Source organism: Cognatundibacterium curvum, from assembly GCF_014284235.1.
Lineage (GTDB): Bacteria > Pseudomonadota > Gammaproteobacteria > Burkholderiales > Burkholderiaceae_D > Undibacterium > Undibacterium curvum.
Genome location: NZ_JACOGD010000008.1, coordinates 23,240 through 40,004, shown reverse-complemented (window position 1 = coordinate 40,004; position 16,765 = coordinate 23,240). Strand labels below are relative to the sequence as shown.

The following is a 16,765-nucleotide window of genomic DNA, read 5'->3' as shown; positions in this document are numbered from 1 at the left end:
GCTTATAAGAGAAAGCTGAGAACTGTTTCTACAGCTAGCGAAGGATCGAAAGCCGGAAATAGTAATTATCTGCCGCATACTAAAGGCGAGGTATATTTGTTGTGTTCAATTACATCGGAATAGTCATATTCTGTTGCGAAAATTTCGATGTGGGTTTCACTGATCAGGGAGCTAAAGATGGAAGCAATTCAAAACATCAATTTTCATTCTTTTTTAGATACGCTGATCAGCCTGGGGGCAGCGTTTGTGCTTGGCGGGCTGATTGGATATGAGCGCCAATACCGGCAACGTACTGCCGGCTTGCGTACCAATGTGCTGGTCGCGGTAGGTGCTGCCGTTTTTGTTGACATGGCTAACCGCTTAGAAGGTCATGCAGGTGCGGTGCATGTCATCGCCTATGTGGTTTCCGGCATAGGATTCCTGGGAGCTGGGGCGATTATGCGTGAAGACGGAAATGTGCGCGGTTTAAATACGGCAGCGACACTATGGGGCTCCGCTGCGGTTGGTGCTGCTGCCGGCGCCGACCTGATATTGGAAGCGTTTGCCGCGACTTTCTTTGTGCTCGCGGCCAATACCTTACTCAGGCCTATCGTCAACCGGATTAACCGTCGTCCTATCGAAGGTGAGGATGTGGAGGTCACTAATACCGTCTACGTGATTGCAGCTAAACCGTTTCAGAAACTGGTGCTGGCGATGCTCTCCAAGGAGCTGGAACTGGCGAATTATCCTATCCGAGATCTGGAAGTGCATGCCTTTGGCAATGATGATATTGAAATTGAAGCCATCCTGACCTCCACCTCAGTCAATTCAGAAGAGTTAGATCAGATACTCAGTAAAATGGCGGACCGGCCTGAAGTGAAGCAGGCCTTCTGGAGTCCAAGTACGATGGAGTGATGTACCTAGCCAGCAGCGAATAGAGTAAGGCAGAGCGAGAAATGTCAGGCTCTGTGCACGCAGCTATGAAGCTCCATTCTGCTTGGCATCGTCGTTCATGCAGATGCTGCGATGACAAAGCAGGCTGTGGACTGATAAGCTTCGCTCTTATTCTTAATCAGTATCTTCAATCTCAAAATTCAATATGCACATACTGCTAGTAGAAGACGATAAAGTTCTGGCTGAGGGCGTGTCTCAGATGCTGCGCGGGCAGGGTATGCTGGTGGATGTTGCACATACAGGAAACGATGCGGAATATCTGATACCACGTCAACACTTTTCAGCGATAGTGCTGGATATAGGCTTACCTGATATTGAGGGGCTGGAGATACTGCGTCGTCTGCGTGGCAATCACAATCAGATTCCGGTGTTGCTGCTCACTGCAAGAGACGGGATTTCTGACCGGGTACGTGGTTTTGAACTGGGGGCCGATGACTATCTGGTCAAGCCATTCTCCACGCTGGAGCTGGTGGCACGCCTGAAGGCACTGGTCAGGCGCAGTGCCCCGCGCTCCAATGAAGTGAGGCTGGGACATTTGCTGATGGACCCGCAGACTAAGCGCGTCTCTATCCGTGACAATGTGGTCGACTTGTCGGTGCGGGAATGGAATATTCTGGCTTATCTGTTGCAGCATGAATCGCAGGTCGTCTCCAAACAGCAAATTATCGATGCCATCCTGCCGTATGGTGAAGACATTACGCTTAACGCGATTGAAGTCTATGTGTCGCGACTCAGACTCAAGCTGAATAATGCAAAAATCACGATCAGGACTATCCGTGGTTTTGGTTATATGCTCGAAGAAGAAAAGGAGCTTTGATGCCATCACGCCGCCTGAGCATACGCAAAAGCTTACTGATCTGGCTGATCGCTCCATTATTGCTGGTCAATACAGTCGGTGCAGGTTTGGTCTACTGGCTGGCCTGGACGCCGGCGCAAACTGCCTTTGATCAAAGCCTGGCAGATACAGGCTGGGCGCTGAGTACGCGATTAAAAAAAATCTCAGATCAGGTGGATGTCGATCTGCCTTTGCCAGTCGAACAGGTATTACGAGTCGATCACTTTAATATCGTCTATTTTGCCATTCGCAAACTCGATGGTCACACGCTGGCCGGAGACAAAGATTTTCCTGTGACCGGTACGCCATCTAAACTGGATGAGCCTGTTTTTTCTCATGGGCGTATGCGTGGTGAGGAGATACGCATCGTCAGTATACGGTTTATGGTGGATGGTGAGCCCGTCATTATTAATGTTGCCGAGACCCTGAGCAAACGGAATGCGATTCAATCTCATATCCTGATCGCGCTATTGCTATTAGAAAGTGCACTGACTTTGTGTCTGGTTGCCGTGGTGTGGCTGGCGGTTACACGCGGACTGGCGCCCTTGAAAATTCTGCAGCAGGATCTCAACAGACGCAGTTATGATGAGTTGTCGCCAATTCAGGAAGACCAGAATGCATTGGAACTGGCGGCTGTGATCAACGCGATTAACCGCTTGCTGCGCAAAATTGAGACTGGCGCATCAGAGCAACAAGAATTTTTAGCCAATATCGCTCATCAGTTGCGCACCCCGCTGGCGGGCATGAAAGCGCAGATAGAATGGATGCAGGGTCGGTACCGCGCTGATTCTGAGACTGCGCGCTCAACAGAACTAATGATGATTTCTGCTGAGCGCATGATACGGCAGATCAACCAGCTGTTAGCCTTAGCCCGTGCTGAGCCAAATACCTTTGAGCGCAAGCGCCTGGCGCCGGTCAGACTCGATAAAATCATTGCTGACAGTATTCATGCATTGATCATTACTGCTGACAGAAAAAATATAGATCTGGGTTTCGATTTGCAGCCAGTAACTATCTCCGGCGACGCTTTCTTATTGCGTGATTTGATAGAGAACATCATCGACAACGCCATCGCCTATACACCGCAACATGGCGTAGTCACGGTCAGGTGTTATGAACAGCAAGGTCACAGCGGCATTTTCTCAGTGGAGGATAGTGGGCCCGGTATTCCTAAAGCGGAACGCGAACTGATTTTTCAACGCAGATACAGAATCACCGAATCCCTTCCAGCCACCGGTACACAGCGCTCTAATGGAAATGGCCTGGGCTTGTCCATCGTTTCCGATATTGCGAAAGATCATGACGCCAGCATAGAAGTCAATGATGCGGCGCATGGGGGGACGGTTTTCACACTCTTATTTCCTCCGCTTCAGCCGCAATAAATTTGCGTTTGTCAGCATTTTGTCAGCTGGCTGTCACGTAACTGACAGCTAAGTCCTGCACACTGAGTAGGTTAATTGATGCTCAATGGCTGGACCTATGACAACTATCCCTCAGCGGCTCAGGCCGCACAGCACCTTATTATTGTATCCAACGTTGCTGCTTTCCTCTGTGCTGACCATGCCTGCTGCGTATGCCGCGGTCATCACCGACATAGCTGCACCCTTGACCGCGTCTGATATCAACGCAAAACCGGATACCGTGCTATCACAACTCAGTCTGGCACAGGCGCTGAAAATCGCGCTGGCTGCAAATCGGGATCTTAAACTGAGCCAGATTGCAATCGACAGCGCTGCTGCTGCAAAAATCATCGCGGGTGCTGCACCCAATCCTACGCTCACCATACAGACTGCGGGTATGAATCCTAAGCTCGGTATCGGAGCAGGGACATTGCGTGATAAAACAGTCGATACCACTTTCCGTATCGACCAGTTGATAGAACGCGGTGGCAAACGGGATCTGCGCTTGCAGAGCGCCACGCACCTGGAAACTTCCGCAAAATTCGATAACGAAGGGCAGCTCCGGCAACTCCATCTGGCGACCAGCTTCGCCTATTTCGATTTGATGGCGGCACAAGGCAAGTTCAGCATTGCAAACGAGCTCAGATCCATTTTCAGAACGACGTTAAGCACGGCGGATTTGCGAAAAAAAACCGGTGACATTGCGGGTGCAGATGCAGCCAGGGTCAAGGTAGACGCAATGCGCGCTGAGAACGATGCACGCCAGGCTGCGAATGACTTATTTCAGGCGCAGAGCAGCTTGCTGAGCTTACTCAGCGCGCAGTCAGCCCCATCTGACCTGAGGGCGACAGATGCTTGGGCAGACATAGCTGCTGCTGATGCGCAATTGCTCTACGCGGACATTCGTCCTTTGATTGCGCAAAGGGCAGATGTGAAGTCTGCTCAGGCCAGGCTTGATGCCGCATTATCGGCGCGCCAGCTCGCGTTGGCCGCGAAAACCAGAGATGTGTCAGTCGGTCTGCAGTTCGAGCATTATCCGGTCAGTCCGACAAATACACTGGGCTCAGGTAACAGCTTTGGCATATCGGTACAGATACCTTTATTTGCACGTTATGCCTATCAGGGCGAGATCAGTCTGGCTGAAAAGAATGTAGACAGCGCGCGCGAGATACTCGAAAAGACCAAAGAAAACGCCAGATTTGAGCTGTTGAACATACAAGAGTCGGCGCGTTCGGCGCAGGAAAAAGTACAGCGCTTTCAACAGGAATTATTGCAGGCAGCAAGACAGTCAGCCAGTGCTGCTGAATTTGCATTTAAAAATGGTGCCATCGGTGTCACCGATTTGCTGGATGCCAGACGCATTTACCGCACCACAGAATTGGATGCCATCAATGCTCAGGCTGACTATGCCAAAGCACTCAGCGCCTTACGTATCAGTATTCAGGAAGTGACTACACCATGATGAACAAGAAAAAAATCCTTATCAGCGCAGGCATTGCTGCGCTCTCCGCCATCACCTTTTTTTACGTAGGCGCAGTTGGTTCCACCGAAAAAAAGAAGGATGAACCGGCACCGAAGCCGGAGACCGGACGTATCAGCTATCTCAAGAACGCACCACAATTATCTTCTATTAAAGTCGCAGCTGTGGACATAGTCAGTATGCCGCTGGCCGACGCGATGAATGCCAAGCTTGCCTATGATGAAACAGTAACTGCCAGAGTCAGCTCGCCAGTCTTGGGGCGGGTGTTGTCCTCCGCGGTCGAGGTGGGTGACAGCGTTGTAAAAAACCGTGCGCTGGCTGAGATCGATTCACCCGATCTGGCCACCGCAGAAGCTGACTGGAGCAAGGCTAAAGCGGATGAACAAAGAAAAAAACTTAGTTTTGAGCGTAGCAAGCTGTTGTTTGAGCACGAGGTGCTGGCACGTAAGGACATGGAAAATGCGGAAGCAGATTTCAGACAGGCTCAGGCTGAGACCCAACGCAGCAGCCTGCGCATGCGGAATCTGAATTCGGTTGGAAATGAAAAGGGACAATTTGCGTTGCGGGCACCGATAGCTGGTGTCATCACCGATAAGCAAATTAATCCCGGCACGGAAGTACGCCCGGACGCGCCTTTGCCTTTATTCGTCATTTCTGACTTACGGCGTCTGTGGGTGCTGATTGATGTACCGGAAAAATATCTGCAATCTGTCAAAGCGGGACAGAAAATGACCGTGGAACTGGATGCCTATCCGGATCAGCTGTTTGAAGCGACTGTGGATCGCATCGGGCTGGCGCTGGATCCGAATACCCGTCGCATTCAGGTGCGTGGAGTGATCGATAACAAAGAAAATAAGCTGCGCCCGGAAATGTTTGCGCGTGTTGCCTTCTTATCTGAAAGCGAACAGAAAGTCGCCAAAATACCGAATACAAGCCTGGTATCGGAGGGTATGTACAGCTACGTCTACATAGAAAAGAAGGACGGTGAGTTTGAGAAAAAACGCGTCACTGTCGTCCGTAAAGGCGTGAGCTACAGCTATGCAGACGCTGCGCCTTTGACGGGCTTACGTATCGTCACGGAAGGCGCCTTATTGCTGAATGCGGAGGTGTCTGCTCATGCTCAATAAATTTGTCGATTTTGTGTTAACCCAGCGCGTGTTTGTGCTGGTACTGACACTGGCATTGATCATCTTTGGTTACCGGTCCCTCACGAATTTGCCGATAGAAGCTTTCCCGGATGTGCAGGATGTCCAGGTACAGATTGTTACGCAATTTCCCGGACAGGCGGCAGAAGAAGTGGAACGTTCTGTGACCTTACCGATAGAGCGCGAAATGAGCGGTGTACCCGGACAGACGCAGGTACGTTCTGTATCCATTACCGGATTGTCGGTCGTGACCTTGACATTTAAAGACGGTACCGACGACTATTTTGCACGCCAGCAGGTGATGGAAAAATTGCAAGGCGTATCTCTGCCGGCAGGGGTGCAGGCAAGTATCGCGCCGTTAACGACGGCAGTCGGTGAAATCTACCGCTACATTATCGAAGCGCCGGCCGGTATGTCTGAAAATGATATCCGTGCTTTACAGGATTGGGTGATACGTCCTGAGTTGCGCATCGTGAGCGGTGTCGCCGACGTGGTGAGTTTTGGCGGCACAATTAAAGAGTATCAAGTGCAGGTCGATCCAAATCTGCTCAAGCGCTATGCAGTGACACTGGATCAGGTGAATCAGGCACTCGCTAATAATAATTCGAATGTCGGTGGCGGTACCATTAAACGTGGTGATGAGGCGCTGGTCGTCAGAGGTATAGGATTATTCAACAGCAAAGACGATATCGGCCGTGTCATCGTCAGTTCTAAAAATGGTAAGACTGTATTGGTTTCAGATGTTGCGGATGTAGAGATCAGTAACCGTCCGCGTTCTGGCATCGTGGCGTATAACCAGGGCGACAGCTATGTGCTTGGTATCGTACAGATGAGCAAAGGCGGGAACGCCGCAAAGATTATTGAGGAATTAAAAAAACGGATCGAGGTAGTCAATGCGAAATTACCTCAGGGCGTCAAGCTGCGCAAAATCTATGACCGTACTGAGTTGTTGCAACACACGGTGATGACCGTAGTGGAGAACCTCATCGTCGGTGCGGTGTTGGTCACCACCATTCTGATCCTGTTTTTGAATAACTGGCGCGCTGCCCTGATCGTTGTGACAGTGATTCCTCTGTCGCTGATGTGTGCGTTCATTATGCTCGACATCCGTGGTATTCCGGCGAATCTGATTTCGCTTGGTGCGGTAGATTTCGGCATCATCATCGACAGCGCAGTGGTATTGGTTGAGGCACTGATGGTCAGGCTGGCACTGAAACAGCACGAGGGCCACGAAAGTCTGTTCCTGTGGCGTAAGCACGTCTTAAAAGATACCGTGGTCGAAATGGGGCACCCTATTTTGTTTGCGAAGGCCATCATCATTCTGGCATTTATCCCGATTTTTACCTTCCAACGTGTAGAGGGAAAAATCTTTTCGCCAGTTGCACTCACACTCAGTTTTGCGATGCTGGGTGCCTTGATATTGACCATGACCTTAATACCGACTTTGCTGACGCTGACGATGAAGCGACACAGTCTGGCAGAGCGTCATAGTCACTGGATGGACAGGCTGCAAAAAAAATATCGGGAAATTCTGCACCGGGCCACTGATAAAAGACAGCTGGTGATGGTCGTTTCGTCCTGTGTGCTGGCGTTGACTTTGGTGCTGGCACCACGACTGGGTAGCGAATTTTTGCCAAAACTGGATGAGGGGAATATCTGGCTCACGATCAGCCTGCCACCTTCAACTGCGTTGGAAAAAACGAAAGAAGTGGAGCGTCAGGTACGTGCGATTTTGCTTAGCTATCCGGAAGTCAACAGTGTAGTGTCGCATGTGGGGCGACCGGACGACGGTACCGATCCGAAAGGGCCGAATAATATGGAAATTCTGGCCGATCTGAAGCCGCATGATCAATGGAAGTTTGCGGACAAAGAGAGCCTGATCGAAAATATGAGTGCGAAAATCGCAGCGCTGCCTGGCGTACCTTCCAATTTCTCGCAAGTGATACAGGACAGTGTAGAGGAGTCTTTGTCTGGCGTGAAAGGTGAAATAGCGGTCAAAATCTTTGGCCCGGATCTTGATATTCTGACCCAGAAAAGTGAGCAGATCGCGGCGATTTTGAAGAGCATCCAGGGTTCGGCTGACGTCGAGAGCGTCAAAATTGGCGGCCAGACTGAACTCAATATCGTGATAGATCGTCAGAAAATTGCACGGCTTGGTATCAATGTCTCTGATGTCAATAACACGATTAAATCCGCCTTATCCAATAGTCCGGTATCGACTTTCTATGAAGGTGACCAGCGCTTCGATGTGACCTTGCGTCTGAAAGAGGGCTACCGCGATTCGATAGACCGTATCGGCAGCTTGCAAATTAGCTTACCGAACGGCTTGGGTACGATGAACCTGGCTGATCTGGCAACGATAGAAATTCGGCAGGGAGCGGGTCGTATCAGTCGTGAGGCAGGTGGCCGCAATGCTTCGGTGAAGGCCAATTTGCTGGGGCGCGATCAGGGCAGTTTTGTCGCCGAGGCACAGCAAAAGGTAGCGGCGCAGGTCAACTTGCCAGCGGGTTATTACATCACCTGGGGTGGGCAATTTGAAAACCAGCAAAGGGCAGTGAAACGATTGGAAATCATTATCCCTATCACTATTTTCCTGATTTTTGCACTGCTGTTTTGGGCATTCAGATCGGTCAGGATGGCCTTGCTTATTCTGGTCATGGTGCCATTTACGATGATAGGCGGCGTGGTTGGTCTGGCACTGGCAGGCTTGCATTTTTCAGTATCTGCAGCGGTTGGTTTTATCGCGGTAGCCGGTATTTCTGTGCAAAACGGCGTAATTATGCTGGAACAAATTTTGGAATTTGAAAGAAGCAAAGCCTCAGATTTTGCCAGTGAAATTGAAGGGGCTGTGACGCGGTTGAGACCCATATTGATGACAGCACTGATGGCTGGACTAGGCTTATTGCCAGCGGCACTCTCGCATGGCATAGGCTCTGAAACACAGCGCCCGTTTGCGGTGGTCATTGTCGGTGGAATTGTATCGGCGACGTTTTTTACTTTGCTGTTGCTGCCGCTCAGCTATACCTATTTTAAAGAAAAAGCAAAAGAGGAATAATATGAATAGGGCTGCTCAAAAATATTTAAGCATTTTATTTGCAGGATATTTGTTTTTTGGGATTCAAACTGCAGAAGCTGCAACTGTGGATTCGGAAACAGTACCATGTCGTACGATGGGTAGGTGGCGTAATTGCGTTGCTGTTGATTTGGACTCTACCAGCCGCGATGAAGATGAAAAGAAATTCGAAGCTCCTAATAAAGGATATGCAAAAATTTATATTTATCGATCTACAACGGTTCGCCCGAGAAGTAAGAGTGAGGTATTTTTAGATGACGTAGAGGTCGCTACATTAGGCGTAAACACGTATTTTGTTGTCGAAGTTTTACCAGGCAAGCACAGCGTTCATATCAAAACTAAGGAAAACGCAGTTATTGATATCAATACTGAAGAAGGGCATACCTATTTCCTTGATTTGCAGCTTGAGTTCTTTTTTTGGCGAAATAGCGAGAGACTGGAACTAACACAGGATATAAATGCAAAAACAGAAATAACGAAGTTGCGTCTCGTTAAACATAGTGGTCGAGATTAGAGTTTTTTCTCAATTCGGGTCTGCGAATTGATAGTTTAAATATTTTCTCACCTTCTTATGCAAATATCGAAAATGTGTCCGAATACATTATTTGCAATTGATCTGATGATTTTGTACTTAAATCTGAATGAGTTAATTATTATTAAATATCACAAACGATTTTTTTTAGGATAGCGTCGTCCCCCAACACAATTCTATGTGCAACACGATCATTCTTACGTGCTACTTTCTCTTGGAACTTTATTCGTTCCTGAAGTACTTGCTCGAGAATATTTATCCAATCTTTTTTTGTTTTTTTTATTCTCAATATGTAATGAAAAGCAAGAGCAGCAGTCGGTTTATCCCCCGTCACTAAAAGCCTTCTCAAAAATTGGACAACTTTTAGTCGGCTTGGACTTGAGAGCATTTTGCTTAGAGCTAGATTACCTAGAATTCCAACTTCCTCTACTGTAATTACGCTAATCTGATCTTGATATCGTACATCATCGGCGATTCGTCTCTCTAAAATTTTATAAATCTCTTTTCGGGAGCAAAAGAGATTTATATATGTAGACGACAACCTTTTTCCATTGCCAGGCAAGGACTCAAACCAAGTATCAATTACCTTTGGATTTTGCCCATATAATATGAACTGGCTAACCGCCTCATCAATCGTTTCGGATCGTTTTTCATGACTAATGCTTAGTGCCTCCGTCCCAGTTAAGTGTTCTGCAACTAAAAACTCCTGAAAAGACCTATGTGAAAAACACAAATTACCAGCATCTTTTGAATCTGTATGCTCTGTTTATACTCTAAAGACTTCAATGCAAAAGACCTAAATATCGAATTCGACGATGTTTTACAACGAGTCCCCAAGTCTAAAAGCTAAACCTTAATTTGAAAGAACTCCGACACCCAAATCACGTTATATATCAAAACTCACTGCCTTCATTGCATCATGGGTTGGATATCGAGTTCCATGATAACGCTCATTCTTGAAGCTGTTAAACCAGCTTACTTAAAAAGGTAATAAATTAGTTTACGACTTTAATTGACGAAATAATGTAATTTATATATGAAATTGCATACGAGTTTACGACTTTAATTCGAAGTAGAAAAATTTGCCCAGCCTACAAGCCGCGTCAAATAGAACCTTGAGTTTACGACTTTAATTGTCGGGAATACTTACAGCGTGACTTCGCTGTCGCGCTGTATCAGTTCCACTTTATAGCCATCCGGGTCTTGTACAAAAGCGATCACCGTTTTGCCGCCTTTCACTGGTCCAGCTTCGCGTGTGACATTTCCGCCTTTTTGACGTACTGCCTCGCAGGCTGCATAGGCGTCAGGTACCGCAATCGCGATATGACCATAAGCTGTGCCCATGTCATAGCTATCCACGCCATAGTTGTAAGTCAGCTCCAGCTCCGCATGCTCCGGGTTGGCACCGTAGCCCAGAAAAGCCAGCGTGTATTGGTATTCAGGATTGTCTGACTGGCGCAGCAGGCGCATGCCCAATACCTGAGTGTAAAAATCGATAGAGCGCTGAAGATTGCCTACGCGCAGCATGGTGTGCAGAATTCGCATTATTTTTCCTTTAGTTGATGAGAGTGTTTATATCAGCGTCAGCCTGACTATGCATGAGTACTCAGGCTGCTCAGAATGCCGGTAAATCGGCAGTGGATTGCTGCTTTAACTGATGTCTGGCCTGTTCCATTTCCGGGAACACGCTTTGCACGGTCGCCCAGAAGCGCGGACTATGGTTCATTTCACGTAAATGAGCCAGTTCATGCGCAATCACGTAATCGACGATCATGGGCGAAAAATGGATCAGTCGCCAGTTAAGCCGGATTTTGCCATCGGAGGTACAGGAGCCCCAGCGCGTCTGTGCGGCCGACAGTGACATGCTGCGATACTGCACGCCCAGCTTCTCGGCAAATACGGGCAGGCGCTCTTGAAACAGCCGCTTCGCCTCCTGTTGCAGCCAGCCTTGTACCCGGTCTCTGATTTGCTGTTCAGCGGCATCCGCCGGCACATGGATATGCAATTCTGCTGCTGCCCGGTCGAGGAAAGTACCGCTGAGTGAACCGGGTGAAATACGTAAAGTCAGGGTCTGGCCCAGAAACGGAAATTGTGCGCCATCCTGCCATTGCATGGCGGGTTCCAGGCGTCTGGCAACCCGTTCGCGCCGCTCACTGAGCTTGCGTTGTATCCAGCCTTGCTTCTCACTGATGGCGTGCTCAATGTCGCTGATAGTGACCCAGCGTGGCGCGGTCACACGTAGGCCACCGTCATGAATCAAAAAGCCTATGCTGCGCCGTTTTGAACGCAGTAATTCATAGTGTATGGTGCAGTCCGCCAGCACCATTTTTCGCAGTTTATTGCCCGAAGCCGTATCGCTGGCTGACGGTGTCGCGGCCGCTGGACTCAGCTCTGCCAGAGGATTAGGCAAGGCGGCGGGTGTTGCCGATGGCTGCAAGCCGGGTTTATCTGCGCCAGACGGCAAAATTTCGCTGAATAAATCCAGCTGCAAGGCCATTTGTATAGCTTTTCCTAGCGAAGAGAAAGATGACATAGAGAGTGGTAGAAACTGGCACAGCGACTGGTTCAGGACAGCAATGTATACCAAGTCGCAAAACTTCGCACAGCAGACCTGGTTTATGCAAAAAAAATGCCCTGATCACAGGGCATGAGGGCAGACTTATTCCTGGTAGACTCGCGGTGAAATCACCCGCATTTCAGCTTCTATCCATTGTTCCACTTCCAGCATCAGCTCAGGCGCTGTTTTTCCTTCAGACGAAATCGGCTTTCCTACAGAAACGGTGACAGTACCGGGCTTTTTGATGAAAGAATTTTTCGGCCAGCACTCACCGGAGTTCAGCGCGATAGGAACGACCTGTGTATTAGTCTCTACCGCAAGACGCGCGCCACCGCCTTTGTAAGTGCCTTTTTTGCCGACAGCAATGCGCGTACCTTCAGGGAACATGATGATCCATTGCCCGTCTGCGAGGCGTTTTTTACCATGTGTGACCACTTGGGCAAACGCATCTTTTCCCTTACTGCGGTCTATCGGTATCATGCGCAACAAAGAAATCGCCCAGCCAAAAAACGGGATATAAGTGATTTCTTTTTTGAATACAAACACCAGCGGACGCGGGGTTGCCATCAACAGGAAGATGGTTTCCCAGGCAGACTGATGTTTCGCCAGCAGGATGGCCGGTTCATCCGGAAAATTTTCCCAGCCACGGCGTTCATAATGGATGCCACAGATGACTTTGGCAGCCCAGATGATGAACACGTTCCAGCGTGAGGTCACATAGTAACGCTGGTTATACGGCAAAAAAGCAAACAGCATACTGATGGGGGCCCAGATCACTGTCGCCACGACCATCACGATCATGAAAATCAGCGAACGGATAAAGCAGGTAAAACGAAACATGTCTTCTCCAGTAGCGAATCTGTACTCAGTTCGCGTGTTGTTGTTCTGTTGGTGCATCCAGTAGCTGATCGACCATCGTCGCCAGATCCGGATAAATGCGGGTACCGGGTGGAAGTCCGCCTTTGTCCAGCGTTTTCTGGCCTTTGCCGGTCAGCACCAGGTGTGGCAGGCATCCGACCACAAAGCCGGATTGCAAGTCACGCAGCGAATCGCCCACGCTGTGCACACCTTTGAGGCTGATGTCATAGCGGCGTGCGATTTCATGCAGCATGCCAGGCTTAGGTTTGCGGCAGTCGCAGTTATCGTCGGCCATATGCGGACAAAAGAAAATCGCATCGATGGTGGCGCCGACTTGCTGCGCCATCTGATGCATTTTCTGATGTATCGCATTCAGGGTCGCCATATCGAACAGCTTACGACCTATCCCTGACTGGTTGGTGGCAACCACCACCTGATAACCCGCCTGATTGAGGCGGGCGATGGCTTGCAGCGAGCCGGGGATAGGCACCCATTCATCCGGGGATTTGATGAAAGCATCGGAGTCGTGGTTGATGACACCATCGCGGTCCAGAATGATGAGTTTCATAGGCTGTCCTTTTTCTGGCATATCAGGCGGCCAGTTTAGAAATATCGGCGACCTGATTCAGCATGCCATGCAATGCAGACAGCAGAGCCAGACGGTTATTACGCAATGCCAGGTCGTCCGCATTCACCATCACATCATTGAAGAAGCTGTCGACTTCGGCACGCAAAGCTGCCAGGGTTTTCAGCGCACCGGTGTAATCACCCTGGCTGAAAGCTGCATCGACTTGCGGTCTGACGTCATCCATCGCTTTGGCCAGCGCCTGTTCAGCGGCTTCCTGCAACAAGGCAGGATTGACTGTGCCTGGTTTGACTTCCGCTTTTTTGAGGATATTGGTGATACGCTTGTTAGCAGCAGCCAGTGAAGCTGATTCAGGCAGCGCAGCAAAGGCCTGTACTGCCTGCAGACGTGCGACCAGGGTGTCTAGCGTATCCGGTTGTTGTGCGACCACAGCTTCCACTTCATGCTGGCTGAAGCTGCGTTCACGCAACTGACCACGCAGACGGTCGTACAGGAAGCTCAGTACTTCAGCGCTTGGGTCCTTGAACTGCGCATTGCCGCTGAACAGCGCGACGGTGTTGGCTAACAGGCTGCTCAGCGAGAGTGGCAGCTGCTTTTCCACCAGCATACGCAATACGCCGAGTGCATGACGGCGCAGCGCGAAAGGATCACGGTCGCCGGTAGGTTGCAGGCCTATGCCCCAGATACCGACCAGAGTTTCCAGCTTGTCTGCCAGTGCCACTGCGGTACCAGTTGCACTGGCCGGCAGTGCATCACCCGCAAAGCGTGGCTGATAGTGCTCTGAAGCGGCCGCAGCGACTTCAGCATGCTCACCGTCATGCAGCGCATAGTAAGTGCCCATGATGCCTTGCAGCTCAGGGAATTCGCCCACCATATCGGTCAGCAGATCGGTTTTCGCCAGCAGTGCAGCGCGTTCTGCCAGTGCCACATCTGCTTGCAGCATGCCTGCAATCTGACCGGCCAGCGTTTTCACGCGCTGGGTGCGCTCTGCCTGGGTGCCCAGTTTGTTGTGGTAGACCACGTTGGCCAGCAGCGGCAGACGTGATTCCAGGCTTTTCTTTTTATCCTGCTCGAAGAAGAACTTCGCATCCGCCAGACGTGGACGGACCACGCGTTCATTACCCTGGATGATATGTTGCGGATCGCTGGTTTCCACGTTGGACACGATCAGGAAGCGCGAGCGCAGCTTGCCTTGTGCATCGGTCAGCGCAAAATACTTTTGATTGGTCTGCATCGTCAGGATCAGGCATTCCTGCGGTACGGCCAAAAATTCCTGCTCAAAATGGCATTCGTACACCACTGGCCATTCGACCAGCGCAGTGACTTCATCCAGCAAAGAATCAGGCATCAGCACCAGGTCAGCACCTGCTTTAGCGAGCAGGGCCTGACGTATCTGTTCTTTACGCTGTGCCACATGCGCCAGGACTTTTCCTTCTTGCTGCAAGGTGCTGGCATAGTCATCGGCGTGCGCAATACTGACCTGACCCTGAGACAGGAAGCGGTGGCCGCCAGTCAGACGGTCGCTGTGCAGACCCAGCAAGCTCAGAGGCACTACGCTGTCACCATGCAGCGCGATCAGCTGATGCACAGGACGCACAAAATGCACGGTGCTGCCATCGGGGCGCTGGTAGCTCATGACCTTAGGAATCGGCAGTTTGCTGATGGATTCTTCCAGTGCACTTTGCAGTGCCGGTGCCAGTGCAGAACCAGCGCTGGTATAGCTGTAGAAAAAGCTCTCGGCCTTACCATCTTGCGCACGCTCCAGCTGGCTCAGCTGCACATCGGCAAAACCCATCGCAGCCAGTTTTTTCGCCAGCGGTGCAGTTGGATTGCCATTGGCATCGAGTGCGACTGAGACCGGCAGCACTTTGTCACGCATTTGTTTGTCGGGTGAGGTCGCACGCACCTGGGTGATGCTGACTGCCAGACGGCGTGGTGAGGCATACGACGTAGCGACCGAAGTGGCCTCTAAAAAATCGCGCGACTGCAGGCCGGCAACGATACCGGCGGCAAAGGCTTCGCCCAGTTTTGCCAGCGCTTTCGGCGGCAGTTCTTCAGTAAATAATTCGACTAATAAAGTTTGGTTCATATAGAAATTCCTGTCCATTCTGTCCGGCTGCTGACTCAGGCAGCGTCTGTTGTCGTGGCTGCGGCGGCTGCGGAGTTGACCGACGGCGCTGGCTTATGGATATCGTCAGCAGCACACATAGGGAAGCCCAGCGCTTCACGCGAAGCGTAATACGCAGCGGCTACCGCGCGCGACAGATTGCGGATGCGGCCTATGTAGGCTGCGCGCTCAGTGACCGAAATTGCGCCGCGTGCATCCAGCAGATTGAAGGTGTGGGCTGCTTTCAAAATCATTTCGTAAGCAGGCAGGGCCAGTGATTTTTCTGTGACCTCCAGCAGGCGCTTGGCTTCTGCTTCGTAGTTGTTAAACAGCGAGAACAGGAAATCAGTGTTTGAATATTCAAAATTAAAGGTCGATTGTTCGACTTCATTCTGATGGAATACATCGCCGTAGGACAGGCGTACGGTTTTGCCGTTTTCTTCGCGTTCTGTCCAGACCAGGTCATACACGTTTTCTACGCCTTGCAGATACATGGCCAGACGTTCTATGCCATACGTGATTTCGCCCAGAATTGGCTTGCAATCCAGACCGCCGACTTGCTGGAAATAGGTGAATTGCGTGACTTCCATGCCATTGAGCCAGACTTCCCAGCCCAGACCCCAGGCACCCAGGGTAGGATTTTCCCAGTCATCTTCAACAAAACGGATATCGTTTTGCTGCAGGTCCAGACCCAGCGCCTTAAGCGAACCCAGGTAAAGATCCAGAATATTTTCCGGTGCCGGTTTCAGCACAACCTGATACTGATAATAGTGTTGCAGACGGTTAGGGTTTTCGCCATAACGGCCGTCTTTAGGGCGGCGTGATGGCTGTACATAGGCGGCGCGCCAGGGTTCCGGGCCGATGGCGCGCAGGAAAGTACCGGTGTGCGAAGTCCCGGCGCCCACTTCCATATCGTAAGGTTGCAACAGGGCGCAACCCTGCTTGCCCCAGTAATCTTGTAATGTCAGGATGATTTGTTGAAATGTGAGCATCGTGCTATCTGCCTTGTGACTCCGGATGGAGTGGAGAAAATGGTTTGCCAAACCTTAGATTTTAACCTAGAAATCATGCTTCTTACTGATAAGACAGCTGCTGGCGCTGTTGATATGGCGCTCTTGCTGCGCTGCGCAACAAGTTATTTGCGCTCAGACCGTTCCTGATGCAATGTTTCTATTGCGGTAACACTTGTTACAGGGTATAAATTTGGCCGGCGCACGCACATCATCATCGCCAGATTTCATAGGCAGCGGCGACCTGAT

14 protein-coding genes are annotated in these 16,765 nt (G+C 50.4%); 7 read left to right on the top strand and 7 right to left on the bottom strand.

Going from position 1 to position 16,765, the window contains the following annotated elements; all coding sequences use genetic code 11:
• Positions 1-177: 177 nt before the first annotated feature.
• From H8K43_RS15065 to H8K43_RS15035, 7 genes are all read left to right on the top strand, one after another.
• The gene (locus H8K43_RS15065; protein WP_186904597.1) at positions 178-894 is read left to right on the top strand and encodes an MgtC/SapB family protein; all 717 of its coding nucleotides are present in this window, start codon (positions 178-180) and stop codon (positions 892-894) included.
• 184 nt (positions 895-1,078) lie between these two features.
• Positions 1,079-1,750, top strand: a complete 672-nt coding sequence (locus H8K43_RS15060) for a response regulator transcription factor (protein ID WP_186882390.1) — start codon at positions 1,079-1,081, stop codon at positions 1,748-1,750.
• Positions 1,750-3,150, top strand: coding sequence for a sensor histidine kinase (locus H8K43_RS15055; protein ID WP_186882389.1), 1,401 nt, complete (start codon positions 1,750-1,752; stop codon positions 3,148-3,150). Before H8K43_RS15060 ends, H8K43_RS15055 begins: the two co-directional genes overlap by 1 nt.
• Positions 3,151-3,247: 97 nt before the next feature.
• On the top strand, positions 3,248-4,630 hold the full coding sequence (locus tag H8K43_RS15050; RefSeq protein ID WP_186904596.1) for a TolC family protein: 1,383 nt from the start codon (positions 3,248-3,250) through the stop codon (positions 4,628-4,630).
• A complete protein-coding gene (locus H8K43_RS15045) occupies positions 4,627-5,775 on the top strand; it encodes an efflux RND transporter periplasmic adaptor subunit (protein ID WP_186904595.1) in 1,149 nt (382 codons plus the stop codon). The genes H8K43_RS15050 and H8K43_RS15045 overlap by 4 nt, the downstream gene beginning before the upstream one ends.
• Positions 5,765-8,848: an efflux RND transporter permease subunit gene (locus H8K43_RS15040; RefSeq protein WP_186904594.1), complete on the top strand. Its 3,084-nt coding sequence runs from the start codon at positions 5,765-5,767 to the stop codon at positions 8,846-8,848. Before H8K43_RS15045 ends, H8K43_RS15040 begins: the two co-directional genes overlap by 11 nt.
• A gap of 1 nt (position 8,849) precedes the next feature.
• On the top strand, positions 8,850-9,380 hold the full coding sequence (locus H8K43_RS15035; protein ID WP_186904593.1) for a DUF2846 domain-containing protein: 531 nt from the start codon (positions 8,850-8,852) through the stop codon (positions 9,378-9,380).
• Positions 9,381-9,522: 142 nt separating this feature from the next.
• Here H8K43_RS15035 and H8K43_RS15030 read toward each other — a convergent pair whose 3' ends face one another.
• The 7 genes from H8K43_RS15030 to glyQ all read right to left on the bottom strand — a co-directional run bounded on the left by H8K43_RS15030 (position 9,523) and on the right by glyQ (position 16,498).
• Complete coding sequence (locus tag H8K43_RS15030; RefSeq protein WP_186904592.1) at positions 9,523-10,131, bottom strand: hypothetical protein; 609 nt, start codon at positions 10,129-10,131, stop codon at positions 9,523-9,525.
• 413 nt (positions 10,132-10,544) lie between these two features.
• Complete coding sequence (gene gloA, locus H8K43_RS15025) at positions 10,545-10,943, bottom strand: lactoylglutathione lyase (RefSeq protein ID WP_186904591.1); 399 nt, start codon at positions 10,941-10,943, stop codon at positions 10,545-10,547.
• A gap of 70 nt (positions 10,944-11,013) precedes the next feature.
• Positions 11,014-11,895, bottom strand: a complete 882-nt coding sequence (locus H8K43_RS15020) for a M48 family metallopeptidase (protein WP_186904590.1) — start codon at positions 11,893-11,895, stop codon at positions 11,014-11,016.
• Between the two features lie 162 nt (positions 11,896-12,057).
• Positions 12,058-12,795, bottom strand: coding sequence for a lysophospholipid acyltransferase family protein (locus H8K43_RS15015; protein ID WP_186904589.1), 738 nt, complete (start codon positions 12,793-12,795; stop codon positions 12,058-12,060).
• A gap of 25 nt (positions 12,796-12,820) precedes the next feature.
• Positions 12,821-13,381, bottom strand: coding sequence for a D-glycero-beta-D-manno-heptose 1,7-bisphosphate 7-phosphatase (gene gmhB / locus H8K43_RS15010; RefSeq protein WP_186904588.1), 561 nt, complete (start codon positions 13,379-13,381; stop codon positions 12,821-12,823).
• Between the two features lie 22 nt (positions 13,382-13,403).
• Positions 13,404-15,488: a glycine--tRNA ligase subunit beta gene (glyS, locus tag H8K43_RS15005; RefSeq protein WP_186904587.1), complete on the bottom strand. Its 2,085-nt coding sequence runs from the start codon at positions 15,486-15,488 to the stop codon at positions 13,404-13,406.
• 35 nt (positions 15,489-15,523) lie between these two features.
• Positions 15,524-16,498: a glycine--tRNA ligase subunit alpha gene (gene glyQ / locus H8K43_RS15000; RefSeq protein WP_186904586.1), complete on the bottom strand. Its 975-nt coding sequence runs from the start codon at positions 16,496-16,498 to the stop codon at positions 15,524-15,526.
• Positions 16,499-16,765: the final 267 nt, after the last annotated feature.

Bases quoted from the DNA above. Each gene is read 5' to 3' on its own strand.
- H8K43_RS15060 (WP_186882390.1), top strand. From the start codon at position 1,079: ATGCACATACTGCTAGTAGAAGACGATAAAGTTCTGGCTGAGGGCGTG.
- glyQ (WP_186904586.1), bottom strand. From the start codon at position 16,498: ATGCTCACATTTCAACAAATCATCCTGACATTACAAGATTACTGGGGC.
- H8K43_RS15035 (WP_186904593.1), top strand. From the start codon at position 8,850: ATGAATAGGGCTGCTCAAAAATATTTAAGCATTTTATTTGCAGGATAT.
- H8K43_RS15015 (WP_186904589.1), bottom strand. From the start codon at position 12,795: ATGTTTCGTTTTACCTGCTTTATCCGTTCGCTGATTTTCATGATCGTG.
- H8K43_RS15065 (WP_186904597.1), top strand. From the start codon at position 178: ATGGAAGCAATTCAAAACATCAATTTTCATTCTTTTTTAGATACGCTG.
- gmhB (WP_186904588.1), bottom strand. From the start codon at position 13,381: ATGAAACTCATCATTCTGGACCGCGATGGTGTCATCAACCACGACTCC.
- H8K43_RS15050 (WP_186904596.1), top strand. From the start codon at position 3,248: ATGACAACTATCCCTCAGCGGCTCAGGCCGCACAGCACCTTATTATTG.
- H8K43_RS15045 (WP_186904595.1), top strand. From the start codon at position 4,627: ATGATGAACAAGAAAAAAATCCTTATCAGCGCAGGCATTGCTGCGCTC.
- glyS (WP_186904587.1), bottom strand. From the start codon at position 15,488: ATGAACCAAACTTTATTAGTCGAATTATTTACTGAAGAACTGCCGCCG.
- H8K43_RS15040 (WP_186904594.1), top strand. From the start codon at position 5,765: ATGCTCAATAAATTTGTCGATTTTGTGTTAACCCAGCGCGTGTTTGTG.
- H8K43_RS15055 (WP_186882389.1), top strand. From the start codon at position 1,750: ATGCCATCACGCCGCCTGAGCATACGCAAAAGCTTACTGATCTGGCTG.
- gloA (WP_186904591.1), bottom strand. From the start codon at position 10,943: ATGCGAATTCTGCACACCATGCTGCGCGTAGGCAATCTTCAGCGCTCT.
- H8K43_RS15020 (WP_186904590.1), bottom strand. From the start codon at position 11,895: ATGGCCTTGCAGCTGGATTTATTCAGCGAAATTTTGCCGTCTGGCGCA.